This window comes from Gluconobacter potus (assembly GCF_015244705.1).
Lineage (GTDB): Bacteria > Pseudomonadota > Alphaproteobacteria > Acetobacterales > Acetobacteraceae > Gluconobacter > Gluconobacter potus.
In genome coordinates this window covers 145870-169239 of record NZ_JABCQF010000004.1, presented here as the reverse complement: position 1 = coordinate 169239, position 23370 = coordinate 145870, and the positions used below count along the sequence as shown (strand labels likewise).

The following is a 23370-nucleotide window of genomic DNA, read 5'->3' as shown; positions in this document are numbered from 1 at the left end:
CCGGCTTCCCGAGAAAGAGATTTGACCAACCTACCGACCGAGAGGATCGCCTGGCTCATGCAGGTTACGCCCACGCTCAACGAAGGACTTAAGCGCGCCTTCACCGTCGTTGTCCCGTCTGCCGACCTGCAGGCCCGCCGCGATGCACGACTCGCCGAAGTTGCCAAGACGATCAAGCTTCCGGGTTTCCGTCCGGGCAAGGTGCCGGCTTCCCTCGTCAAGCAGCGCTATGGCGAGTCCGTGAATGCCGAACTGCTTGAGGAAGCCGTCAACGACGCGACCGCCAAGCTGTTCGAAGAGCAGAAGATCCGTCCGGCCATGCAGCCAAAGGTCGAGGTGGTTTCCGCCATCGAAGACGGCAAGGATCTCGAATTCAAGGTTGAGACCGAAGTTCTCCCGGAAATCGAAGTTCCCGACCTGTCCGGCCTGAAGCTGACACGTCTTGGCGCCAAGGTCAGCGAAGAGACCGTCGACAAGGCCCTGAACGACGTCGCCCGTCGCAGCCGCAAGTTCGAGACGATCGAGGAAGATCGCCCGGCCGCCAAGGGTGATGTCCTGTGCGTCGATTTCGTAGGCAAGCTGGACGGCACGCCGTTCGACGGTGGCACGGCTGACGATGTGAACGTCGAAATCGGCGGCGAAGGCTTCATCCCCGGCTTTGCCGAGCAGATGGAAGGCATGAAGGCTGGCGAAGAGCGCGTCATCAACGTGACGTTCCCGGCCGACTACCAGGCTGAAGAGCTGGCCGGCAAGGCCGTGACCTTCGACATCAAGGCGAAGTCCCTGAAGAAGGCCGTTGATCCGGCCATCGATGACGAGCTTGCCAAGACGATCGGTTTCGAGAACCTCGAACAGATCCGCAAGATCATCACCGAGCAGGCTGAGGGTGAATACCAGCAGCTTTCGCGTCTGCGCATCAAGCGCGACCTTCTGGACGCCCTCTCCGAGAAGACGGGCTTCGAAGCTCCGTCCAGCATGGTTGACGCCGAGTTCAACCAGATCTGGGCCCGCGTCGAGGAAGACCGCAAGGCCGGTCGTCTGGACGAGGAAGATGCCGGTAAGGACGAAGAGACCCTCAAGGCTGACTACCGTCGCATTGCAGAGCGTCGCGTGAAGCTCGGTCTGCTGCTGGCTGAAATCGGCCGCAAGCAGGAAATCCAGGTGTCCCGCGAGGAACTCCTTGGTGCGATGCAGCAGGAAGCCCAGCGTTATCCGGGTCAGGAACAGATGGTTTTCGAGTTCTTCTCCAAGAACCCGCAGGCCGTTGAAGGGCTCCGTGGCCCGATCCTGGAAAACAAGGTCGTCGATTACCTGATCGAGCTGGCCGACGTCACCGACAAGGAAGTGACGCCGGAAGAACTGGCCGAGATCCCGCCCGCCGAACTCTGATCTTTCGGCGCGGGAACCAGCGGGCACTCTTCGGGGTGCCCGTTTTTTCCTGCCTGCTCCCTTTGACGGAACGGCATGCCGGGTCCATGTTAGGGAGCAGAAGAAAGCCCATCGGGCATTGAGGAACAGACAGCATGACCATTCGGGATCGTGATCCCCTCGAGGTGTTCAGCAACTCTCTGGTGCCGATGGTGGTCGAGCAGACTGCCCGCGGAGAGCGCTCTTTCGACATCTTTTCGCGTCTCCTTCAGGAGCGCATCATCTTCCTGACCGGACCCGTCTACGATCAGGTTTCGTCCCTGATCTGCGCGCAGCTCCTCTATCTGGAGAGCGTGAATCCCACCAAGGAAATTTCGTTCTACATCAACAGCCCGGGCGGTGTCGTTTCCGCTGGTCTCGCGATCTATGACACCATGCAGTACATCCGCTGCCCCGTGAGCACGGTCTGCATCGGTCAGGCCGCATCCATGGGTTCCCTGCTTCTGGCAGGTGGCGAGAAGGGGCATCGCTACGCCCTTCCGAATGCCCGCGTGATGGTTCACCAGCCGTCCGGCGGTGCGCAGGGTCAGGCTTCGGACATCGAGATCCAGGCTCGCGAAATCCTCATCATCCGTCAGCGGCTGAATGAGATCTATCGCGAACATACTGGCCAGACGCTGGAGCAGATCGAGCAGAAGCTCGAGCGTGACAGCTATCTCTCGGCCAATGAGGCCCGCGAATTCGGCCTGATCGACAAGGTCGTCGAACGCAATCCGCATGAGACCACGCCCGACCCGAGTTGAGGCATTTCCGGACCTGAGGAGCCTGACGCTCCTTCCGGAACAGAAAAGCGGCATTCCGATATGCCGCTTTTCGTGTCTTGGGGCATTTGGGCTCCGGGGTTGCCGAAGGCTCTGACCTCGGCCTAAAGTTAAAGTTCTTTCGCATGTCTGCTGCGTGAATGTGGTCAGGTCGTGCGCAAGGGAAAGGGAACAGCAATGAGCAACAAATCCGGCGATTCCAAGAACACCCTGTATTGCTCGTTCTGTGGGAAATCCCAGCACGAAGTCCGCAAACTGATTGCTGGTCCCACGGTCTTCATCTGCGATGAATGCGTCGAGCTCTGCATGGATATCATCCGTGAAGAGCACAAGACCCATCTCGTGAAGTCCCGCGACGGAGTTCCGACCCCCAAGGAAATCTGCAAGGTCCTTGACGATTACGTGATCGGTCAGTTCGAGGCCAAGCGTGCGCTCTCCGTGGCGGTTCACAACCACTACAAGCGCCTCGCCCATGCCGCGAAGAGCAGCGACATCGAGATTGCGAAGTCCAACATCCTGCTGATCGGTCCAACGGGTTCGGGCAAGACCCTGCTTGCCCAAACGCTGGCCCGTATCCTGGACGTTCCCTTCACGATGGCCGATGCCACGACCCTGACCGAAGCCGGCTATGTCGGCGAGGACGTGGAGAACATCATCCTCAAGCTGCTCCAGTCCGCCGACTACAATGTCGACCGGGCCCAGCGCGGCATCGTCTATATCGACGAGATCGACAAGATTTCCCGCAAGTCCGACAACCCGTCCATCACGCGTGATGTCTCGGGCGAGGGCGTGCAGCAGGCCCTGCTGAAGCTCATGGAAGGCACCGTGGCCTCCGTGCCGCCGCAGGGTGGCCGCAAGCATCCGCAACAGGAATTCCTGCAGGTCGACACGACCAACATGCTCTTCATCTGCGGTGGCGCCTTTGCCGGTCTGGACAAGATCATTTCGGCGCGTGGCAAGGGATCGGGCATCGGCTTTGGTGCGGATGTGCGTTCTGATGACGAGCGTCGCCTTGGTGCGATCCTGCAGAGCGTGGAGCCGGAAGATCTGCTGAAGTTCGGTCTCATCCCCGAATTCATCGGCCGTCTGCCGGTTATCGCGGCACTGAACGATCTGGATGAATCCGCACTGATCCAGATCCTCAGTAAGCCCAAGAACGCGCTGATCAAGCAGTATGGCCGCCTTTTTGAGATGGAAGGCGTCAAGCTGACCTTCACGGAAGATGCCCTGGCAGCGATCGCCAAACGCGCCATCGAGCGCAAGACCGGTGCGCGTGGCCTGCGTTCGATCCTGGAAAGCATCCTGCTTGGTACGATGTTCGACCTTCCCGGACTTGAAGGCGTCGAAGAGGTCGTCATCAACCGGGAAGTGGCGGAAAACAAGGCCCAGCCAGTCTATGTCTACGGGAAGGGCAAGTCCGAACCCGCCGAGCAGTCTGCGTAAAAATGGTTCCGGCTCTTGTGCTGGCCCCATCGGCTTTCGACATAACTGACTGAGGTTGTCCGAATTCATGCCGCTCAAGCATGAAAGAAATGCGATCCCGGCGCTGCATGGCAGGCCGGTTTCGCAAGATCGTCCCTCTGGAGATCAAGTGAATGACTGACGATACCAAGCCGAAAACCCGTCGCCGTACAAAGAAAACAGACGATGTGGCCGTTTCCGAAAAAGCTGCTGCGGCTCCGAAGAAGGTAACGCGCAAGCCACGTGCTGCAGCGCGCAAGCCGGAGCCCGAAGCTGTGGCCCCTGTGGTACAGCAGCCCGTACGTCATGACGTGATGGCCGTTCTGCCGCTTCGGAACATCGTCGTGTTCCCGCACATGATCGTGCCGCTGTTCGTCGGACGCGAGAAGTCGGTGAAGGCGCTGGAGACGGTGACGCGCGAGAGCAAGCAGATCCTGCTCGTCGCGCAGAAGGATGTCTCGCTGGATGATCCGTCCGTCGATGACATTTATCGCTACGGTACGGTTTCGACGATCCTTCAGCTTCTGAAGCTGCCTGACGGGACCGTGAAGGTTCTGGTCGAAGGGACGCGGCGTGTGCACATCACGCGTCTGTTCGATGTAGACGGGCATTTCGAGGCTGAAATCGAGGAAATCCCCGAGGAGCCTGTTGATGCCGCTCCGGGAAGTGAGATCGAGGCGCTGAGCCGTTCGACGGTTTCGCAGTTCGAGCAGTATATCAAGCTCAACAAGAAGATCCCGCCGGAAGTCATGGTCTCGATCAACCAGATCGAGGGCATTTCCAAGCTGGCCGATACGATTGCGAGCCATCTGAACCTCAAGATTTCCGAAAAGCAGGAAATTCTGGAGACGGCCTCGGCTGCGCGTCGCTTGGAACAGGTTTTCGCTCATATCGAGACGGAAATCGGTGTTCTTCAGGTCGAAAAGCGTATCCGCAACCGCGTCAAGCGGCAGATGGAGAAGACCCAGCGTGAGTACTATCTGAATGAGCAGCTCAAGGCGATCCAGAAGGAACTTGGTGAAGGCGAAGACGGCAAGGACGAGAATTCCGAGCTTGAAGAGAAGATCAACAAGACCCGTCTGAGCCGTGAGGCCAAGGAAAAGGCCCATGCCGAGCTGAAGAAGCTGCGTGGCATGAGCCCGATGTCGGCCGAGAGCACGGTTGTGCGCAACTATCTCGACTGGCTGCTGGGGATCCCCTGGAAGAAGCGCTCCAAGATCACGCGGGAGTTCCAGCACGCCGAGGACGTTCTCGAAGCCGAGCATTACGGTCTGGAGAAGGTCAAGGAGCGGATCCTCGAGTATCTGGCGGTGCAGACGCGCTCGCAGAAGCTCAAGGGACCGATCCTGTGTCTTGTCGGGCCACCGGGTGTGGGCAAGACCTCTCTGGCGCGTTCGATCGCCAAGGCGACGGGGCGGAACTACATCCGCATGTCGCTGGGTGGCGTGCGCGATGAATCCGAGATTCGCGGCCATCGCCGGACCTATATCGGCTCCATGCCGGGCAAGATCATCCAGGGCATGAAGAAGGCGCGAACATCCAACCCGCTCTTCCTGCTCGACGAGATCGACAAGCTGGGTGCCGACTGGCGCGGCGATCCGTCATCTGCGCTGCTCGAAGTGCTGGATCCGGAGCAGAACTCCACGTTTGCCGATCATTATCTGGAAGTGGATTATGATCTTTCGGACGTGATGTTCGTCACGACGGCCAACAGCCTGAACATGCCTCAGCCGCTGCTGGACCGCATGGAGATCATCAACCTGTCCGGCTATACGGAAGACGAGAAGGTGCAGATCGCGCGCCGCCATCTTCTGGGCAAGCAGGCAGAGGCACATAACCTGAAGCCGGATGAATGGACGGTCACGGATGATACGATCCGCGAACTGATCCGCTCCTATACCCGCGAAGCCGGCGTTCGGAACCTTGAGCGTGAACTGGCCAAGCTTGCGCGCAAGACGGTCAAGGAAATCATCACGACCGGCGTCAAGCATGTCGAGATCACGCCCGAAAACCTCGAGAAGTATGCGGGCGTCCGTCGCTTCCGTCATGGTGAGACCGAGACGGAGGATATGGTCGGTGTGGTGACAGGGCTCGCCTGGACTTCGGTCGGTGGTGAAATCCTGACGATCGAGAGCGTGATGGTTCCGGGCAAGGGGCAGGTCAAGCAGACCGGAAAGCTCGGCGAAGTCATGCAGGAAAGCATCTCGGCCGCGCTGTCCTATGTCCGCTCGCGGGCGCAGGATTTCGGGATCCGGCCGCCACTGTTCGAGAAGCGGGATATCCATATCCATCTTCCCGAGGGTGCGACGCCCAAGGATGGTCCGTCAGCCGGTATCGCGCTTGCGACGTCTCTGGTGAGCATCATGACCCAGATCCCCATCCGCAAGGATGTGGCCATGACGGGTGAGATCACGCTGCGTGGCCGCGTTCTGGAGATCGGGGGGCTCAAGGAGAAGCTGCTGGCGGCTTTGCGGGCCGGCATCAAGACCGTCCTGATTCCCAAGGACAACGAGAAGGATCTTGCGGAAGTGCCGGACAATGTCCGTCACGCGCTCAAGATCATTCCCGTGAGCCATGTGGATGAGGTGCTCAAGATCGCCCTGACTCGTATGCCGGAAGCCATCGAATGGGACGAAAATGTCGATCCGATGGGTGAAATAACGGTGGATAAGACGGCTCCGCAGGCACTTCCACACTGACACTGACACGCTTCTGCGATTCTAGCAGTTGACGCGGGCAAAATCCGCTTCATAGTGCGGCCGCAGATCGAACAAGGCGCCTGAGCCAGAAGGGACTCACCAGAGCCCGGCTCAGGCGCTCTAACACCAGAAAGGCACATCATGGAGAAGCCCCTCAACAAGCAGGAACTGATCGCCGCCGTTGCAGACGCTGCCGATCTTCCGAAGGCCAAGGCCAGCGAAGTTGTCGATGCGGTGTTCAGCACGATCGAAGCGACGCTTGCCAAGAAGCAGGAAGTCCGCCTCGTCGGTTTCGGCAGCTTCGTGACTGCTACGCGTAAGGCCGCCAAGGGCCGCAACCCGCGTACGGGCGAAGAGATCGACATTCCGGCATCCACCTCTGTCCGCTTCAAGCCGGGCAAGGGTCTGAAGGACGCCGTGAGCTGAAAAAGCTCACAAAACGGTTTCGGGTGGCTTTACCGCCATCCGGGACCGTGTATATAGACCGCATACACAGTCTGAGGGCGATTAGCTCAGCGGTAGAGCGTCTCGTTTACACCGAGAGGGTCGGCGGTTCAATCCCGTCATCGCCCACCATAAAGAACATCATGCAGTCATGAACTGGCGTTTCGAATATCACGAAACGCTCGGGTCCACTTCCGATCTGTGCAAAGCCAGAGCCGAAGCCGGTGAACCCGAACATCTTGCCGTTCAGGCTTTTTCCCAGACATCAGGGCGCGGCACGCGCGGGCGGACCTGGACCGACCCGGGTGGCAATCTTGCCATTTCGCTGCTGTTTCGTCCGGCTGATCCCGCGGCTTTCATTGCGGCTCTTCCGTTTGTTGTCGCCGTGGGCCTTTTCGAGACGGCAACGCATTTCTGCCCGGCTGTGACGGGGCCGTCCCGTTTCATGCTCAAATGGCCTAATGATCTTCTGATGGACGCCCGAAAGATGGCGGGCGTGCTGATCGAGACGGGCGGTCCACAGGGCAATCCCTGGGTCGTCGTGGGAATCGGGGCCAATCTGCGGCAGGCGCCCGAGATTCCGGGGCGCCGTCTGGCGGCGCTCGCCGAAGCGACTGATCCGCCGTCTGCTGAAGCTTTCGGAAAGGTGCTGGTGGCACAGATCGAACGCTGGACTGTCCTCCGGGAGCGGGAAGGGTTCGCACCGGTTCGGGCCGCGTGGCTGGCGCGGGCGCACCCGGTTGGCACCCCGCTTGCGGTTCAGCGTTGTGAAACCTATATTACAGGTTCGTTTTCAGGGCTCGATGCGCAGGGACGCCTGCTGCTTGCCTTGCCCCACGGTGAAACCATTCCGGTTGTAACCGGCGATATTCTGCTGGACTGAAGGACCGGACCGCAACGTGCTTCTCGTCATTGATGCTGGAAACACCAACATCGTGTTTGCTGTACACGATGGAGAGTCGTGGCTGGGGCAATGGCGTATTTCGACGAATGAAGCACGGACGGCGGATGAATATGCGGCGTGGCTTCTGACACTCTTCGACCGGGTGGGTGTGAACGCCAAGGCCATCACGCGGGCCATTATCGGGACGGTTGTGCCCGTAGCGCTTTACGAACTGCGCCGTTTCTGCCGTGAATGGCTGGATGTGGTGCCCCTGGTCGCCAATGCAAGGCTGGACTGGGGCATCGACGTTCTTGTCGATAATCCGAATGAACTTGGCGCGGACCGTCGCCTGAACGGTCTGGCGGGTCGCGAGCTTTTTGGCGCACCGCTGATCGTGGTCGATTTCGGGACCGCGACGACCTTTGATGTCGTCAACAGTGCGGGACAGTTCTGTGGTGGCGCGATTGCTCCGGGTGTGAACCTGTCGATCGATGCGTTGCACCGTGCAGCTGCCCGCCTGCCGCGCATGAGCATCGGCCGCCCTACGGCGGCGATTGGCCGCAATACGAGCGTGGCGATGCGCTCGGGCCTGTTCTGGGGCTATGTCGGTCTCGTTGAGGGACTGATCCACCGAATTTCCGATGAAATGGACGCAAAGCCGACTGTGATCGCAACAGGCGGTCTGGCGCCGCTGTTCTCTGAGGGAACGCCGCTTTTTGATGTGCTGGCGCCCGATCTGACGCTGGATGGCCTGCGCCTTCTGGCGGACCGCAATACAGGTCCGCCGCTTTCCTATTCCCCCGAACGCTCTCAGGGCATCGGGCAATGAATATCACTCTCATTATGCATCATATCTGCAAGGAACAATCATGACAGAAAAACCGGACGGTCTGTCTTTCCTGCCCTTGGGCGGGACGGGCGAGATCGGCATGAATTTCAACCTCTACTGCCTGACGAAGAACGGTCACGACACCTGGCTTGCCATTGACTGCGGCATTGGGTTCTCGGGCAACGATACGCCTGAAGCCGAAGTGCTCATGCCGGACCCGACCTTCATCGCCGATCGTGCGCGGGACCTGTGCGGTCTTGTGATCACGCATGCGCATGAAGATCATCTGGGAGCGGTGGCGCATCTGTGGCCGTATCTGCGCTGCCCCGTCTATGCCACGCCGTTTGCCGCCGCCGTGCTGCGCCGTAAACTGCAGGAAGCCCATCTGAACAATCAGGTGAAGATTCACGTCATCCGTCCGGGTTCGCGTTTTGACGTGGGGCCGTTCGATCTGCAGTTCGTATCCGTGACGCATTCCGTCGCCGAAGCGCAGGCCGTGGCTCTGCGGACGCCGCATGGTCTGATCGTGCATACGGGCGACTGGAAGCTTGACGAGAACCCGCTGGTCGGTCCGGTCACGGACCTGGAGACGTTCGGCAAGCTGGGCGACGAGGGCGTGCTCGCTATGGTCGGCGACAGCACGAACGTGCTCAAGCCGGGCAAGTCCGAGTCCGAAGCCGATGTGCGCAAGGGCCTGACGGAGCTGATCGCGGGGCTGGAAGGGCGGATTGCCGTGACGTGCTTTGCCAGTAACGTGGCGCGCGTCGAGAGCATCGCGAAGGCGGCCCAGGCTTCCGGCCGTGTGGTCATGATCGTCGGCCGTTCGCTGCGCAATCTTGAGACGGCGGCGCGTGAGTGTGGCTATTTCCAGGATCTGCCGCCGTTCCTGACCGAGCAGGATGCCCGGGACGTCGAAGACGACAACCTGCTGATGATCATCACCGGCAGCCAGGGTGAACCGCGCTCGGCCCTGTCGCGCATTGCGTCCGATACACATCCGAACATCGCCCTCGGTGAGGGAGATACGGTGATCTACAGTTCGCGGATGATCCCGGGCAACGAACAGGCCGTCATGGCTGTACAGGACAACCTGTCGCGTCGTGGCGTGACGGTCCTGACGGATAAGGATGCGAAGGTCCATACGTCTGGTCATGCAACCAGCGAGGACATTCGCACGCTGTACCGGATCGTCCGTCCGAAATACAGCATCCCGACCCATGGTGAGTGGCGTCATCTGACGGCGCATGCCGCTCTGGCGCACGAAATGGGTGCCGAGCCGATCCTGCTGGAAGATGGCGATATCCTGAACCTGTCTCCGGGTGAGGTGAAGGTCGTGGATACGGCGCCGACGGGTCGTCTGGCTCTGGATGGCGGCCGTCTGCTGCCGATGACGGGTGGCGTTCTCGCGGCGCGTCGCAAAATGCTGTTCAACGGTATCGTGCTGGCGAGCTTCGCCGTTGATGATGAAGGCTACGTCATCGGCGATCCGAAGATCAGCGCGCCGGGTCTGCTGGAATCGGATGATCCGGAAAGCATCCGGATCCAAGAAGAATTCGCGGACTCCATCGACCAGATCCCGGACGAACTGCGTCAGGATGATGCAGCCTTCCGGGATGCGGCCAAGACGGCGCTGCGCCGTGCTCTGGGGCGCAAGCTCCAGAAGCGTCCGCTCGTCGATGTCCATCTGCTGCGCGTCTGAGAGAAATACATATGCATTTGACGAAAGCCTTCCAGCCGACGCTGAAGGAAGTTCCGGCCGAGGCGCAGATTGCGTCTCACCGTCTGATGCTGCGGGCTGGTCTTGTGCGCCAGACCGCTTCGGGCATCTATGCCTGGCTGCCGGCCGGGCTGCGGGTTCTGCGCAATATCGAGCAGATCATCCGTGAAGAGCAGGACGCCATCGGGGCGCAGGAAGTCCTGATGCCGACGCTGCAGTCGGCCGAACTGTGGCGTCGCTCGGGTCGCTACGACGCCTATGGTCCGGAAATGCTCCGGATTCAGGACCGTCATGGCCGTGATCTGCTTTACGGGCCGACGAACGAGGAAATGATCACGGATATCTTCGGATCGTCCGTGAAGTCCTATAAGGAATTGCCCAAGGCGCTCTATCACATCCAGTGGAAGTTCCGTGACGAGGTTCGTCCCCGTTTCGGCGTGATGCGCGGACGTGAGTTCCTGATGAAGGATGCTTACTCCTTCGACGCGTCCTATGAAGGAGCTGTTGCCAGCTATCGCCGGATGATGCTGTCCTATCTGCGCATCTTCCAGCGTCTGGGCGTGCGGGCTGTGCCGATGGTGGCCGATACCGGCCCGATCGGCGGCGATTTGAGCCACGAGTTCCTGGTGCTGGCGCCCACGGGTGAGAGCGCCGTGTTCTTCGATGCAGCACTTGAGGAGCAGGACTGGCTGAGCCGTCCGGTGGACTGTGACGATGCCGAGAGTCTGGCCACGTTCTTTGCAACCGTGACTGACCATTATGCGGCGACGGATGAGAAGCACGACGAGGCCGAATGGGCCAAAGTTCCGGCCGAGCGCAAGCGGGAAGGGCGTGGCATCGAGGTCGGCCACATCTTCTATTTCGGAACGAAATACACCGCGTCCATGGGGATCGAAGTGAGTGGTCCGGACGGTGCGCCGTTCCATCCGCATATGGGGTCTTATGGTGTGGGTGTGTCGCGTCTGGTCGGTGCGATCATCGAAGCGTCGCATGACGATGCTGGCATCATCTGGCCGGCTTCCGTGGCGCCTTACCGCGCCGCGATCCTGAACCTGCGTCAGGGTGATGAGGCATGTGATGCTATCTGCGACCGCATCTATGGCACGGATCCCGAAAACATGCTGTATGACGACCGCTCCGAGCGTGCCGGCGTGAAGTTCAACGATGCGGATCTGATGGGACATCCCTGGCAGATCATCGTTGGACCGCGCGGCGCCAAGGAAGGCAAGGTCGAGCTCAAGCAGCGCGCCACGGGCGAGCGGTTCGAGCTGTCGGTCGAGGACGCTCTGGCGAAAATCGGAGCAGCCTGATGTTCGGCCGCTTTGAGCGCATGGTGGCGGGGCGGTATCTCCGCGCCCGCCGTGGCGAACGTTTCGCCTCGATCATTGCCATCTTTTCCCTAATCGGGATTGCGCTTGGAGTGGCGACGCTCATCATCGTCATGTCGGTGATGAACGGCTTCAAGGCCGATTTGATGGGGCGCATCCTCGGGCTGCACGGTGATCTGACCGTATATGGCTACGGGCGACCCATCGAGGCTTATGAAAACGATGTTGCGGCGATCCGGCAGGTTCCGGGCGTAAAATCCGTCATCCCCATGGCTCAGGGGACTGTGCTGGTAGAGGCAGGACGCTTCTCTTCGGGAGCAGAAATGCAGGGCGTGTCCCAGCAGTCTCTGCGGGACTGGACGGCGCTGAGCAGCGGGATCATTGCAGGAAGTCTGAACGATTTTATCGGCGATAATGCGGTTGCGATCGGCACGACAATGGCGGACCGGGCCGGGCTGACAATCGGGTCTCCGATCACGCTACTGTCTCCGGATGGGCAAGCGACGCCGTTCGGGACGATGCCGCGGGTGAAAACCTATCATGTGGCCGTTATTTTCGACGCTAACTGGAACGACTACAATTCCAGTATTGTCCTGATGCCGCTGCCTGCTGCTCAGAAGTTCCTGATGCTCGGAACGTCCGCTGTTTCGCTCATTCAGGTCTCGACGGCTGATCCGGCGAATGTGCAGCCCACGCGCAAGGCTATTGCCGCACGTCTGGAAGATCCGCGTTTGCGCGTGCTGGACTGGACGCAGAGCGCGAATGGCTTTCTGGACGCCGTAACGGTCGAACAGAACGTGATGTTCCTGATCCTGACGCTGATCATCCTCGTGGCAGCGTTCAACGTCATTTCGTCCCTCATCATGATGGTGAAGGACAAGACGCGAGATATCGCCGTGCTGCGGACGCTTGGTGCGAGCCGGGGCGCAATCATGCGAATTTTCCTCATGTGCGGTGCGTCTGTCGGGATTGTCGGGACTGTAGCGGGCTCGGCGCTCGGAATTGCGTTTGCGCTGAACATTGAGCGGATCCGCCAGTGGCTCCAGTCGCTTACGGGGACAAACCTGTTTAATCCGGAAGTCTATTTTCTGGAGCGCCTGCCGGCGAAGCTGGTGTGGTCGCAGGTCTGGGAAGTGATCGGGATGTCGCTGATCCTGTCGCTTCTGGCGACGCTGTATCCGTCCTGGCGGGCGGCGAGAACCGATCCGATCGAGGCGCTGCGTCATGAATGAAGTCTTAATGGGTGCGAGCGCCCTGCGTCTTGAAGGTCTGACGCGCCGTTTCCGGTCGGGTGAAGAAACGCTCGAAATCCTGAGCGGAGCAGAATTCGAGCTTCGGTCCGGTGAAATCGTGGCGCTGGTGGCGCCGAGCGGAACCGGGAAATCCACGCTTCTGCATCTTGCGGGTCTGCTGGAAGCGCCGTCGGCAGGTACGGTCTTCGTGGCGGATCGTCCGGCCAGCGGGCTGAGCGATACGGTCCGGACGGCAATCCGGCGCGATCAGATCGGGTTCGTGTACCAGTTCCATCATCTGCTCGGTGAGTTCACGGCGTGCGAGAATGTTATGTTGCCGCAGTTGATCGCAGGTGTATCACCGCGCAAGGCGCGGGAGCGGGCAAGGGATCTGCTGGGCCGCTTCGGGCTGTCGCATCGTCTTGATTCGCTGCCGGGGCGGCTGTCGGGTGGCGAGCAGCAGCGGACGGCGATTGCGCGTGCGCTGGCTAACCAGCCCAAGCTGCTTCTGGCGGACGAACCAACCGGCAATCTGGATATCGGTACGGCTGATCATGTGTTTGGCGAGCTTTTGCGTGTGGTGCGGGAAGAGGGCGCGGCAGCGCTGATCGCCACGCATAATGACGAACTGGCTTCCCGCATGGACCGGACCGTGACGCTGCGGGATGGAAAGCTTGTTCCGTTCTGACGCAGGATGTGGAGCAGAGGATATCAAAATCTCCTGTATCCGCTGTCCGTCCCTGATAGAATGGTGGCATGTCTCATGCCGATTTTGTTCATCTCAGAAATCATTCCGCTTACTCCCTGAGTCAGGGCGCAATCCGGATTCCGGAACTCGTGAGCCTGGCAGCCAAGAATGGCATGCCGGCCGTCGCCCTGACGGATAGCGGCAATCTGTTCGGTGCGCTTGAGTTCTCTCTGTACTGTCGCAGCAACGGTGTCCAGCCGATTGTCGGCTGCCAGATTTCACTTCCCCCGCGCAGTACAAAACCCGGAGCGATGTCCGAGCCGCTGGTGGTTCTGGCGCGGAATGAGGAAGGGCTGGCAAATCTCCAGATCCTGTCATCCGAAGGCTTTCTGAACGGAGATCCGGCTGATCCTTCGGTTGCGGTCGACTTTCTGTGTCAGCATGCGGCGGGACTGTTTCTGCTGACGGGCGGCAATCGCGGGCCGATCAACAAGCTGATTCTTGAAGAACAGAAATCTGAGGCGCAGGCTCTGCTGAGCCGTCTGGAAGAAGCTTTCCGGGGAAATATCGCGGTTGAGTTGAACCGGCTTGGCGAGGCGGGGGAGCGGGAGGTTGAAAGCATTCTGGTCCCGATGGCGGATCAGATGGACATTCCGCTGGTGGCGACCAATGAATGCTTTTTTCCGAAGCCGGAAATGCATGAGGCCCATGATGCGTTGCTGTGTATCGCGCAGGGCCGGACCATTGCGGAAGAAGACCGCTGGCATGTGTCTCCGCAGGCGTGGTTCAAGACGCCGGCAGAAATGCGGACTGTCTTTCATGATCTTCCGGAAGCCTGTGACAACACATTAATCATCGCACAGAAATGCGCTGTGGCGGCCTGCACGCGCAAGCCGCTTCTGCCGATCTGTCCCAAGGTTCGCGAAGGCTCGACGGAAGAAGAAACGCTGCGGGCGATGGCTTGGGAAGGGCTGGAAAAGCGCCTTGAAGCGATCAATGCGGATGAAGAGAAGCGCAAGCTTTACTCCGAGCGCCTTCAGGTTGAGCTCGATATCATCGCGCGGATGGGCTTCCCGGGTTACTTCCTGATCGTTGCCGACTTTATCCAGTGGGCCAAAGCGCATGATATTCCGGTAGGCCCGGGTCGTGGTTCGGGTGCAGGTTCGCTGGTGGCGTATGCGCTGACGATTACGGATATCGATCCCATTCCGTTCGGACTGCTGTTCGAGCGATTCCTGAATCCCGAGCGTGTCTCCATGCCGGATTTCGATATCGATTTCTGTCAGGACCGTCGTGATGAAGTGATCCGGTATGTGCGCGAGGAATACGGCGGGAGCCGGGTGGCGCAGATCATCACGTTCGGAAAGCTTCAGGCCAAGGCGGCTGTCCGGGACGTTGGGCGCGTGCTTGGACTGCCTTATGGCATGGTCAACCGTGTTGCCGAACTGATCCCGAACAATCCGGCCAAGCCTGTGTCACTGTCGGACGCGATTGAGGGCGAATCCCGGCTTCAGGAAATGCGGGACAGCGATGAGTCGCTCAAGAGGCTCATGGAAATCGCATTGCAGCTCGAAGGCCTGTACCGTCATGCCTCCACGCATGCGGCGGGCGTGGTGATTGGTGATCGCGAACTGGTGGAACTGGTGCCGCTGTATCGCGATCCGAAGAGCGATATGCTCGTGACGCAGTACAACATGAAATATGTTGAACAGGCCGGTCTGGTGAAGTTCGACTTCCTCGGCCTGACAACGCTCACCATTCTCAAGCGAGGTCTGGATTTCCTTAAAGAACAGGGGATTACGGTCGATCTCTCACGTATTCCGCTGGATGACGCGAAGACGTTCGAGATGCTAGCTAAAGGCGATACGGCCGGCGTGTTCCAGTTCGAAGGCGCGGGTATGCGGGACATGCTCAAGCAGATGGCGGCCAGTCGGCTAGAAGATCTGATTGCGGGCGTGTCGCTGTATCGTCCGGGGCCGATGGCAAACATCCCGGATTACTGCCGCCGCAAGCATGGCGAGCCTTGGGAGCCGCCGCACGAGGAAATCCGCGATATTCTTGAAGAGACCTATGGGATCATGGTCTATCAGGAACAGGTCATGCAGATCGCCCAGAAGATGGCGGGCTACAGTCTGGGTGGCGCGGATCTGCTGCGGCGTGCGATGGGGAAGAAGATCGCCGCGGAGATGGAAAAGCAGCGTGCGATCTTCACTGAGGGGGCGACCGCGCGTGGCATTTCTCAGGAAAAAGCGGTCGAAGTCTTTGATCTTATGGCTCGTTTTGCGGATTACGGCTTTAACAAGTCGCATGCCGCAGCCTATGCGCTGGTGTCCTATCAGACGGCCTGGATGAAGGCGAACCATCCGGTTGCGTTCCTCGCCGGTTGCATGTCTCTGGCACGGGAAAAGACGGACAAGCTGGCGGCTCTGTGTCAGGAAGCACGGCGGATGAAGATTCCCGTATTACCCGTTGATATCAATAAATCTCTGGCAGATTTTTCCATCGAAACACTGGAAGACGGGCGTCAGGGGATCCGTTATGCGTTGTCGGCCATCAAACGTGTGGGGGCTGCCGCGATGCAAAGTGTCGTGGCGTCCCGTGGCGACAGGCCGTTTCAGGATCTCACGGATTTTGCGGAGCGCTGCGATCCGAAGAGCCTGAACAAGATCCAGCTGGAAAGTCTTGCAAAAGCAGGGGCTTTCGACAGTCTTCTCAAAGAGCGGCACATCGTTTTTTCGAGCGCCGACATCCTGTTGCGCCGGGCTCAGGCGCGGGCGCAGGAGCAACAGATGGGTCAGGCCGGACTGTTTGGGGGCGCGGGTCAGGAACGTGAGATTCTGCGCCTGAACGAAGGTCGCCCCTGGCCCGACTTTGAACGTCTCTCGCTGGAAGCTTCGGCTATCGGGTTTCACATGAGCGCGCATCCGCTGGATGCGTATCGCAGTGTCCTGAGACGGCTGGGTGTCACGCCGTCCAATGCTTTGGAAAATGCCGCAAAAACAGGAACTACACGCGTCAAGATCGCAGGCTGTGTCGTGGATCGCAAGGAACGGCCGACACGCACCGGGAAGAAAATGGCCTGGGTCAATCTGTCGGACAGCGGTGGCGGATGTGAAGTCACGCTGTTTTCCGAGACGCTGACATCCTGCCGGGATCTGCTGGTGGCCGGACAGGCCATTCTGGTGACGGCTGAGCTCAAGGTGGATGGCGATGCGCTGCGGATCACGGCTCAGAATGTTATGGATCTGGAAGTCGCGGCTGCGGCGGAGCATTCGGAAATCCGCGTCTGGCTGAAGGAAGATGCATCCCTGCCGGATCTGGCCTCCTTGCTGGAAGAGGTTCAGGGCGGCTTTGGGCGTGTGAAACTGCTGCCTTCCGTCGAGGAGACGCAGGATGTCGAAATCTCCATCCCGGGACATTACCGTGTGACGCCACGTCTTGCAGAGCGGCTGCGGACATTACGGGGGGTTGAGAAGGCCCAGCAGGTCTGACCGGTGGGCAGTATTGTATGAAACTCTGCTGACAGGCCTTGCATCTGCGGTCCTTTTCCGCCATATCGCGACCGTTCTTCTACGGAGTTTTCTCCGGATAAGAGCAATCCGCACGCATGGCTCTAGGGTTTTCTGGTGTCCTTCCGGGGACGTTGCCATGCGGAGGTTCAACCAGACGCAAGGAATTTCCGAATCATGGCAATGCCTGATTTCACTATGCGCCAGCTCCTTGAAGCCGGCGTTCATTTCGGTCACCACACCCGTCGCTGGAACCCGGCCATGGCGCCGTACCTGTTCGGTGTGCGTAACCAGGTTCACATCATCGACCTGCAGCAGACGGTTCCGATGCTGGACCGCGCCCTGAAGGTTGTCCGTGACACGGTCGCCAACGGTGGCCGCGTCCTGTTCGTTGGCACCAAGCGCGCCGCGGCTGACCATGTTGCTGAAGCTGCACAGCGTTGCGGCCAGTACTACGTCAACCACCGCTGGCTCGGCGGCATGCTGACCAACTGGAAGACCATCACGGGTTCCATCAAGCGTCTGCGCCAGATCGACGAAATGCTGTCCGGTGACACGGCTGGCCTGACGAAGAAGGAAGTTCTCGACATCACGCGTGACCGCGAGAAGCTCGAGCGCTCCCTCGGCGGCATCAAGGAAATGGGTGGCCTGCCCGACCTGCTGTTCGTGATCGATACGAACAAGGAAAAGCTGGCGATCGAAGAAGCCACGAAGCTTGGCATTCCGGTCATCGGCGTCCTCGACAGCAACTCCAATCCTGCTGGCGTGACCTATCCGATTCCGGGTAATGATGACGCCATCCGCGCCATCACCCTGTATTGCGACCTGGTCTCCGGCGCGGTTCTCGATGGTATTTCCGCCGAGCTGGCTGCTTCGGGTCAGGACATCGGTGCTGCTGAAGAACTGCCGGCTGAGACGGCTGTTCTGGAAGCCGCCGCTGCTGAAGGCGCAGAAGCTCCCGCTTCCGCCGGCTGAACAGACTGCCGGGGTCCGGTCATGGAAAACGGCAACTGAAACATGGCATGCGGCCGGGCGAGTTCGTCCGGCCGCATGATCTTTTTTGAGGGATGAGATAAATGGCAGAAATCACAGCAGCCCTGGTCCGCGAACTGCGCGAAGCCACTGGCGCAGGCATGATGGATTGCAAGAAGGCCCTGACGGAAGCTGCTGGCGATATGGACGCCGCCATTGACTGGCTGCGCACGAAGGGTCTGTCCCAGGCTGCGAAGAAGTCCGGCCGCACAACGGCTGAAGGTCTGGTTGGCGTTGTGTCCGCCAAGAACCGCGCCGCCATGGTCGAAGTGAACGCCGAGACGGACTTCGTTGGCCGTAACGAGGCATTCCAGGCATTCGTCGAGCAGGTCGCTCACGTTGCTCTGGAAGTCGGCGACGATCTGGACGTCATCAAGGCTGGCAAGGTTCCGTCGGGCCGTACGGTCGCTGATGAACTGACGCACCTGATTGCCACGATCGGCGAGAACATGGCCATCCGTCGCGCCAAGGTCCTGTCGGTCGAGTCCGGCGTTGTCGCCAGCTACGTCCACAGCGCACTGCGTCCGGGCATTGGCAAGATCGGCGTTCTGGCCGCTCTGGAAGCGCCGTCCGAGTCCGACGCCCTGCTTACGCTGGGCCGCCAGATTGGCATGCACGTTGCCGCAACCCGTCCGGCTGCCCTGGACGTTGCCAGCGTTGATCCGGAAGCCCTGGAGCGCGAGCGCGCCGTTCTGATCGAGCAGGCCCGTGAGTCCGGTAAGCCGGAAGCCATCATCGAAAAGATGGTCGAAGGCCGTATCCGCAAGTTCTATGAGGAAGTCGTTCTTCTGGAGCAGGTGTGGGTTCTGGACGGCGAAAGCCGCGTGGCCAAGGTTGTCGAGAAGGCTGGCGCGAAGCTGGTCGGTTTCGAGCGCTTCCAGCTCGGTGAAGGCATCGAGAAGGAAGAGAGCGACTTCGCTGCTGAAGTCGCCGCTGCTGCCGGCACCAAGTAAGGTTTTCCGTTCCTGTCCTGAACTGGGTCTGCCCGGTTCAGGTCGGGCTCGAAAGTCTGTAGAAAGGCCCCTGTGCGCTCCGGCGTGCGGGGGCTTTCTGCGTTTTAGCGTACGGATCGGGGAGGATGGACGATGGAATGGGAAGCGGCGGCGCTGGTTCTGTCAGTCCGCCCTTACGGCGAAGGAAGCGCGCTTGTCCATCTGTTCAGCGAGGAGCACGGGGTCTCGCATGGCATGGCGCGCGGAGGGGCTTCCCGGCGCCAGGCCTCCCTGTGGCAGACCGGCAATCTGGTCATGGCGCGCTGGCGGGCGCGGCTCGCGGATCAGCTTGGGACCCTGACGGCCGAGCCGGTTCAGTGCGTGGCGGGGCGCATTCTGGATGCGCCTTTGCAGCTTGAGATGGTGAGCAGTGCCTGCGCGCTGGTCGATGGGGCTTTACCGCAGGGCGAGCCTCATCCGGAACTTTTCATGCGGCTGGTCCGTCTTCTGACGCTGATCAGCGTGGCACCCGAGCCTGCGCCGATGGGCGCCTATCTGCGCTGGGAAGCCCAGCTTCTGGCAGGGCTCGGTTATGGGCTGGACCTGTCGGAATGTGCAGTGACGGGCACCCAGGAAGATCTGATCTACGTGTCACCGCGGTCGGGAAGGGCGGTAAGCCGGGAAGGAGCTGGCGAATGGCGGGACAGGCTCCTTCCGCTTCCAGCCCTGATGACAGACGAGACACAGGACGGAACACCTGAAGACTGGAAGGATGGTCTGGCGCTGACGGGACATTTCCTGTCGCGTTGGGTCTTTGGCGTGCGGCACCAGCCGCTGCCCGCAGCGCGGGAGCGGCTGGTGGAGTATGTGCAGCGGCTTCAGCCTGCATCGGGCGCTGATGCGGAGTCCGATCAGTAAAAAACGTGGCTGGGGCCGGGGCGCAGACCGTTGACGACGTCCACATCAGCCGTGCTGTCCCAGACGGACCAGTCCCAGCTGGGGTGCTGGTTGATCTCAGCCGTCATGCGCTGCTCCTGCGCGGCATCGATCGGATGATTGGTCTTGTAGGCGGCATAGGCCGTTTTATCGCCCATATACACGCAGCCGCAGGCAATCGGGTCAGCATAGAGCAGGACCGGCTGCCCGTTCTGCATGCGGTAGGTCAGGGTGTTGGGGGGCAGGAGGTTCATCATCGTCCAGCGTGCGCTCGTATCGGCAAGGTGCGCCTTGAAACCAGCCAGGGCGAAGGACACTTCCGCCTTCTGGACGGGGCGATAGGGTGAGCAGGCTGCTGCGCCGATAAGGAGAGCGCTGGACAGGATGGCACGCCAGTGTCTAAGTCCTGCACGAAAGAGGGGAGATGCATGGGAACGGATCTGGCTGGTCATATTGAGGATACCAAGCTCGCTGAGGCTCTGAGCGAGCGATATATTGCGTATGCGATGTCGACAATCATGTCGCGGTCCCTTCCGGACGTGCGTGATGGCCTGAAGCCGGTACACCGCCGCCTCCTTTATGCGATGCAGCAGCTCCGCCTTGATCCCACATCAGGGTTTAAAAAGTGTGCACGTGTCGTCGGTGATGTGATCGGTAAGTTCCATCCGCATGGCGACGCTTCCGTGTACGAGGCCCTGGTGCGTCTGGCGCAGGATTTTGCGGTCCGTTATCCGCTGGTCGAGGGGCAGGGCAATTTCGGCTCCATCGACGGCGATGGCGCGGCTGCCATGCGTTATACCGAGAGCCGACTGACGGAAGTCGCACAGGCGCTGCTGGACGGGATTCAGGACGACGCTGTCGATTTTCGCGCAACCTATGACAATGAAGATCATGAACCGATCGTACTGCCCGGCACGTTCCCGAATCTGCTGGCGAATGGTGCGGCAGGTATTGCCGTGGGCATGGCGACGAGCATTCCGCCGCATAATGCCGCAGAGATCTGCCGGGCCGCGAAGCTTCTGATCGAGAAGCCGGATGTGACGATTGCCGAACTGGTGGATCTGATGCCCGGGCCGGATTTCCCGACGGGCGGCATTCTGGTGGAAGAGCGCGACTCCATCGTCCGCTCCTACGAAACGGGTCGTGGTAGTTTCCGGACGCGGGCTCGCTGGGAAGTCGAGCAGGGACGGTTTGGGACCTGGGTGATCATCGTCACCGAGATCCCGTATCAGGTGCAGAAGTCACGCCTGATCGAGCAGATCGCCGACCTGATGGAACAGCGCAAGCTGCCGCTTCTGGGCGATGTGCGGGACGAGAGCACGACCGATATCCGACTGGTGCTGGAGCCCAAGACCAAGGGTGTCGAGCCTGAAGTCCTGATGGAGACACTCTTCCGCAATACGGCGCTTGAGAACCGGTTCAGCCTGAACATGAATGTTCTGGGCGGAGACCGTGTTCCAGGTGTGCTGTCGCTGAAGCAGGTTCTGCGGGCCTGGCTGGATCACGTCCATGAAGGGCTGGTGCGGCGCTCGAACCACCGTTTGGCGGCAGTTTTGCGACGGCTTGAGATTCTTGAAGGGTTCCTTGCGGTCTATCTGAACCTCGATGAGGTGATCCGGATCATCCGTGAAGAGGACGAGCCCAAGGTAAGCCTTATGGCGACGTTCAGCCTGACGGATGTTCAGGCCGAAGCGGTGCTGAACATGCGGCTGCGTTCGTTGCGGCGGCTTGAGGAAATGGAAATCCGGCGCGAACGGGACAAACTTGCGGACGAGCAGAAGTCTCTTGAGACGCTGCTTGGATCAGAGCGCCGGCGCTGGACGCGGATCTGCAAGGATCTGGATGGTACTATCAAGAAATTCGGCTCCGGGCCGCTGGGGGATCGGCGGACGCTGATTGCGGCCGCGCCTGAGCCCATCGACATTTCCGCGGCGCTGGAAATCGACCGCGAGCCGCTGACGGTTCTGCTGTCCCGCGAGGGGTGGATCCGGGCCATGAAAGGCCATGGGCTTGATCCGCAGGGGCATCGCTTCAAGGAAGGCGATGAGGACTGGCTTTCTGTAGAATGCCAGAGCACGGACCGTCTGTGCCTGATTTCCAGCAGCGGCAAGGCTTATACGATCAAGGCAGCGGATCTGCCTCGTGGACGTGGATTTGGCCAGCCGTTCCGGACCGTGGTGGAGGTGCCGCAGGAAGACCGCGTGGTGACGCTGTTCCCGGTTTCGGATGATGGACGCCGTCTGATCGCTTCGGCAGCCGGGCGTGGCATGATCGTGTCTGAAGCAGGGCTGGTGGCCGAGAAGCGGACGGGCAAGCAGGTCTTCAACGTCAAGGATGGCGACGAGGTCTTTGCCTGCATTCCGGTGGGCGGCACCCATGTTCTGACCCTGGGGCAGAACAAGCGGGCGCTGATCTTCCCGCTGGAGCAGGTGCCGGAAATGACGCGTGGGGCTGGTGTGGCGTTCCAGAAGCTGGGCGACAGTACGCTGCGGGATATCCGGACGCTCACCCTGTCCGAAGGACTGTTGTGGCAGGAAGGGCAGCGTGTCCGCGCGACGGCGGATCTGGTCCCGCTTGAGGGGCGCCGCGGTGCCGTAGGGCGTGCGGCGCCGCAGTGGATGCTGCGCAAGAGCTGAAGCGGGATCATCCCCCATTCAGGCGGGGGATAATGCCGCCAGCAGGCTCCATTGGCCGTCCCGGAAGACTTCGGCGGGACCGAAGGCGGCCTTGTAGGCCATCTTCGGGCTGCCCGGGACGTAATAGCCCAGATAGAGATGTTCCAGTCCCATGCGGACGGTCTCTTCGATCAGCCACAGGATCGAGAACGTGCCCCATGAGGCCGTCAGGTCGTTGACGTCATAGAACGTGTAGACGGCGGACAGTCCATCCGACAGACGGTCGATCAGGCTGACGCAGACGAGTGTGCCATCGGGACGCCGGAACTCGGCCAGAAAGGTCTCGACCGGCGTGTTGGCGATGAGTTCGGCGTAATCGCGCCAGCACATATGGGCCATGTCACCATCGGGGTGGCGGACGGCCTGATACATCTCGAACAGGCGGAACTGTTCGTCGGTGGGGACCGGCGGGACGATGTTCACCACCAGGTCGGCGTGGCGGCTGCGGATTTTCTTCTGGGTGCGGGTGGGGGCGAAGGTCGCGGCCGGGATGCGCATGGGGGTGCAGGCGCGGCAGCCAACGCAGACGGGGGCGTAGGCGATCGCATGGCTGCGGCGGAAGCCGGCCTGGGACAGGCGGTTGTGCAGGGCTACGGCATCAGGGCCCGCGAGTTCGGTCAGGACCTTGCGTTCGGTCCGGTCGGGCAGGTAGGGGCACGGGGCCGGAGCTGTCGTGTAGAAGAGCTGTGGGCGATGCTGCATGGGACGCTCTCCTTTGAAAGACGGGGCCGATAGATGATCCTATCGCAAGGACGGGGGCTGGCGCATCCTCCATCTTTGCGAAAGGATGCCGGAAGAAGATCCGGGGGCTGATGT

The 23370-nt window shown here is 60.5% G+C and carries 18 protein-coding genes and 1 tRNA gene; 17 read left to right on the top strand and 2 right to left on the bottom strand.

Features of this window, described 5'->3' with window-relative positions; translation table 11 throughout:
• Positions 1-57 precede the first annotated feature (57 nt).
• From tig to recO, 16 genes are all read left to right on the top strand, one after another.
• Positions 58-1389, top strand: a complete 1332-nt coding sequence (gene tig / locus HKD31_RS08570; protein WP_194264567.1) for a trigger factor — start codon at positions 58-60, stop codon at positions 1387-1389.
• A gap of 134 nt (positions 1390-1523) precedes the next feature.
• A complete protein-coding gene (locus HKD31_RS08565; protein ID WP_011251687.1) occupies positions 1524-2171 on the top strand; it encodes an ATP-dependent Clp protease proteolytic subunit in 648 nt (215 codons plus the stop codon).
• A gap of 195 nt (positions 2172-2366) precedes the next feature.
• Positions 2367-3632: an ATP-dependent Clp protease ATP-binding subunit ClpX gene (gene clpX, locus HKD31_RS08560; protein WP_041110494.1), complete on the top strand. Its 1266-nt coding sequence runs from the start codon at positions 2367-2369 to the stop codon at positions 3630-3632.
• Positions 3633-3784: 152 nt separating this feature from the next.
• Positions 3785-6349, top strand: a complete 2565-nt coding sequence (lon, locus tag HKD31_RS08555; RefSeq protein WP_194264568.1) for an endopeptidase La — start codon at positions 3785-3787, stop codon at positions 6347-6349.
• Positions 6350-6490: 141 nt separating this feature from the next.
• Positions 6491-6775, top strand: coding sequence for an HU family DNA-binding protein (locus HKD31_RS08550; RefSeq protein ID WP_011251684.1), 285 nt, complete (start codon positions 6491-6493; stop codon positions 6773-6775).
• A gap of 75 nt (positions 6776-6850) precedes the next feature.
• A tRNA-Val gene (locus tag HKD31_RS08545) sits at positions 6851-6925 on the top strand.
• Between the two features lie 19 nt (positions 6926-6944).
• Complete coding sequence (locus HKD31_RS08540; RefSeq protein WP_194264569.1) at positions 6945-7676, top strand: biotin--[acetyl-CoA-carboxylase] ligase; 732 nt, start codon at positions 6945-6947, stop codon at positions 7674-7676.
• A 16-nt stretch (positions 7677-7692) separates the two neighbouring features.
• On the top strand, positions 7693-8505 hold the full coding sequence (locus tag HKD31_RS08535; RefSeq protein ID WP_011251682.1) for a type III pantothenate kinase: 813 nt from the start codon (positions 7693-7695) through the stop codon (positions 8503-8505).
• Between the two features lie 40 nt (positions 8506-8545).
• Positions 8546-10204 (top strand): ribonuclease J, encoded by a 1659-nt coding sequence (locus HKD31_RS08530; RefSeq protein ID WP_194264570.1) that lies wholly within the window; start codon positions 8546-8548, stop codon positions 10202-10204.
• An 11-nt stretch (positions 10205-10215) separates the two neighbouring features.
• Positions 10216-11532, top strand: a complete 1317-nt coding sequence (gene proS, locus HKD31_RS08525) for a proline--tRNA ligase (RefSeq protein ID WP_194264571.1) — start codon at positions 10216-10218, stop codon at positions 11530-11532.
• Entirely contained in the window at positions 11532-12782 is a 1251-nt protein-coding gene (locus HKD31_RS08520) for a lipoprotein-releasing ABC transporter permease subunit (RefSeq protein WP_194264572.1), read from the top strand. The genes proS and HKD31_RS08520 overlap by 1 nt, the downstream gene beginning before the upstream one ends.
• The gene (locus HKD31_RS08515) at positions 12775-13470 is read left to right on the top strand and encodes an ABC transporter ATP-binding protein (protein WP_194264573.1); all 696 of its coding nucleotides are present in this window, start codon (positions 12775-12777) and stop codon (positions 13468-13470) included. The genes HKD31_RS08520 and HKD31_RS08515 overlap by 8 nt, the downstream gene beginning before the upstream one ends.
• A 68-nt stretch (positions 13471-13538) precedes the next feature.
• A complete protein-coding gene (gene dnaE / locus HKD31_RS08510) occupies positions 13539-16961 on the top strand; it encodes a DNA polymerase III subunit alpha (protein WP_194264574.1) in 3423 nt (1140 codons plus the stop codon).
• A 195-nt stretch (positions 16962-17156) separates the two neighbouring features.
• Positions 17157-17954: a 30S ribosomal protein S2 gene (gene rpsB / locus HKD31_RS08505; RefSeq protein ID WP_011251676.1), complete on the top strand. Its 798-nt coding sequence runs from the start codon at positions 17157-17159 to the stop codon at positions 17952-17954.
• A gap of 101 nt (positions 17955-18055) precedes the next feature.
• Positions 18056-18964: a translation elongation factor Ts gene (tsf, locus tag HKD31_RS08500; RefSeq protein WP_194264575.1), complete on the top strand. Its 909-nt coding sequence runs from the start codon at positions 18056-18058 to the stop codon at positions 18962-18964.
• A gap of 132 nt (positions 18965-19096) precedes the next feature.
• The gene (gene recO, locus HKD31_RS08495) at positions 19097-19861 is read left to right on the top strand and encodes a DNA repair protein RecO (RefSeq protein ID WP_194264576.1); all 765 of its coding nucleotides are present in this window, start codon (positions 19097-19099) and stop codon (positions 19859-19861) included.
• Here the strand turns inward: recO and HKD31_RS08490 are convergent.
• Positions 19855-20331 carry a hypothetical protein gene (locus tag HKD31_RS08490; protein ID WP_194264577.1) on the bottom strand — a complete coding sequence of 159 codons (477 nt, stop codon included), beginning with the start codon at positions 20329-20331 and terminating at the stop codon, positions 19855-19857. The two genes, recO and HKD31_RS08490, sit on opposite strands and share 7 nt — an antisense overlap.
• On the opposite strand from HKD31_RS08490, the gene parC reads away from it, so the two are divergent.
• On the top strand, positions 20308-22515 hold the full coding sequence (gene parC / locus HKD31_RS08485; RefSeq protein WP_194264578.1) for a DNA topoisomerase IV subunit A: 2208 nt from the start codon (positions 20308-20310) through the stop codon (positions 22513-22515). The two genes, HKD31_RS08490 and parC, sit on opposite strands and share 24 nt — an antisense overlap.
• Before the next feature lie 18 nt (positions 22516-22533).
• On the opposite strand, the gene HKD31_RS08480 is transcribed toward parC, so the two are convergent.
• A complete protein-coding gene (locus tag HKD31_RS08480) occupies positions 22534-23256 on the bottom strand; it encodes an arginyltransferase (RefSeq protein WP_194264579.1) in 723 nt (240 codons plus the stop codon).
• Between the last annotated feature and the right edge of the window lie 114 nt (positions 23257-23370).

Excerpts from the sequence above, each read along its gene's own strand:
- tig (WP_194264567.1), top strand. The coding sequence starts at position 58 with ATGCAGGTTACGCCCACGCTCAACGAAGGACTTAAGCGCGCCTTCACC.
- HKD31_RS08565 (WP_011251687.1), top strand. The coding sequence starts at position 1,524 with ATGACCATTCGGGATCGTGATCCCCTCGAGGTGTTCAGCAACTCTCTG.
- clpX (WP_041110494.1), top strand. The coding sequence starts at position 2,367 with ATGAGCAACAAATCCGGCGATTCCAAGAACACCCTGTATTGCTCGTTC.
- lon (WP_194264568.1), top strand. The coding sequence starts at position 3,785 with ATGACTGACGATACCAAGCCGAAAACCCGTCGCCGTACAAAGAAAACA.
- HKD31_RS08550 (WP_011251684.1), top strand. The coding sequence starts at position 6,491 with ATGGAGAAGCCCCTCAACAAGCAGGAACTGATCGCCGCCGTTGCAGAC.
- HKD31_RS08540 (WP_194264569.1), top strand. The coding sequence starts at position 6,945 with ATGAACTGGCGTTTCGAATATCACGAAACGCTCGGGTCCACTTCCGAT.
- HKD31_RS08530 (WP_194264570.1), top strand. The coding sequence starts at position 8,546 with ATGACAGAAAAACCGGACGGTCTGTCTTTCCTGCCCTTGGGCGGGACG.
- proS (WP_194264571.1), top strand. The coding sequence starts at position 10,216 with ATGCATTTGACGAAAGCCTTCCAGCCGACGCTGAAGGAAGTTCCGGCC.
- HKD31_RS08520 (WP_194264572.1), top strand. The coding sequence starts at position 11,532 with ATGTTCGGCCGCTTTGAGCGCATGGTGGCGGGGCGGTATCTCCGCGCC.
- HKD31_RS08515 (WP_194264573.1), top strand. The coding sequence starts at position 12,775 with ATGAATGAAGTCTTAATGGGTGCGAGCGCCCTGCGTCTTGAAGGTCTG.
- dnaE (WP_194264574.1), top strand. The coding sequence starts at position 13,539 with ATGTCTCATGCCGATTTTGTTCATCTCAGAAATCATTCCGCTTACTCC.
- rpsB (WP_011251676.1), top strand. The coding sequence starts at position 17,157 with ATGGCAATGCCTGATTTCACTATGCGCCAGCTCCTTGAAGCCGGCGTT.
- tsf (WP_194264575.1), top strand. The coding sequence starts at position 18,056 with ATGGCAGAAATCACAGCAGCCCTGGTCCGCGAACTGCGCGAAGCCACT.
- recO (WP_194264576.1), top strand. The coding sequence starts at position 19,097 with ATGGAATGGGAAGCGGCGGCGCTGGTTCTGTCAGTCCGCCCTTACGGC.
- parC (WP_194264578.1), top strand. The coding sequence starts at position 20,308 with ATGGGAACGGATCTGGCTGGTCATATTGAGGATACCAAGCTCGCTGAG.
- HKD31_RS08490 (WP_194264577.1), bottom strand. The coding sequence starts at position 20,331 with ATGACCAGCCAGATCCGTTCCCATGCATCTCCCCTCTTTCGTGCAGGA.
- HKD31_RS08480 (WP_194264579.1), bottom strand. The coding sequence starts at position 23,256 with ATGCAGCATCGCCCACAGCTCTTCTACACGACAGCTCCGGCCCCGTGC.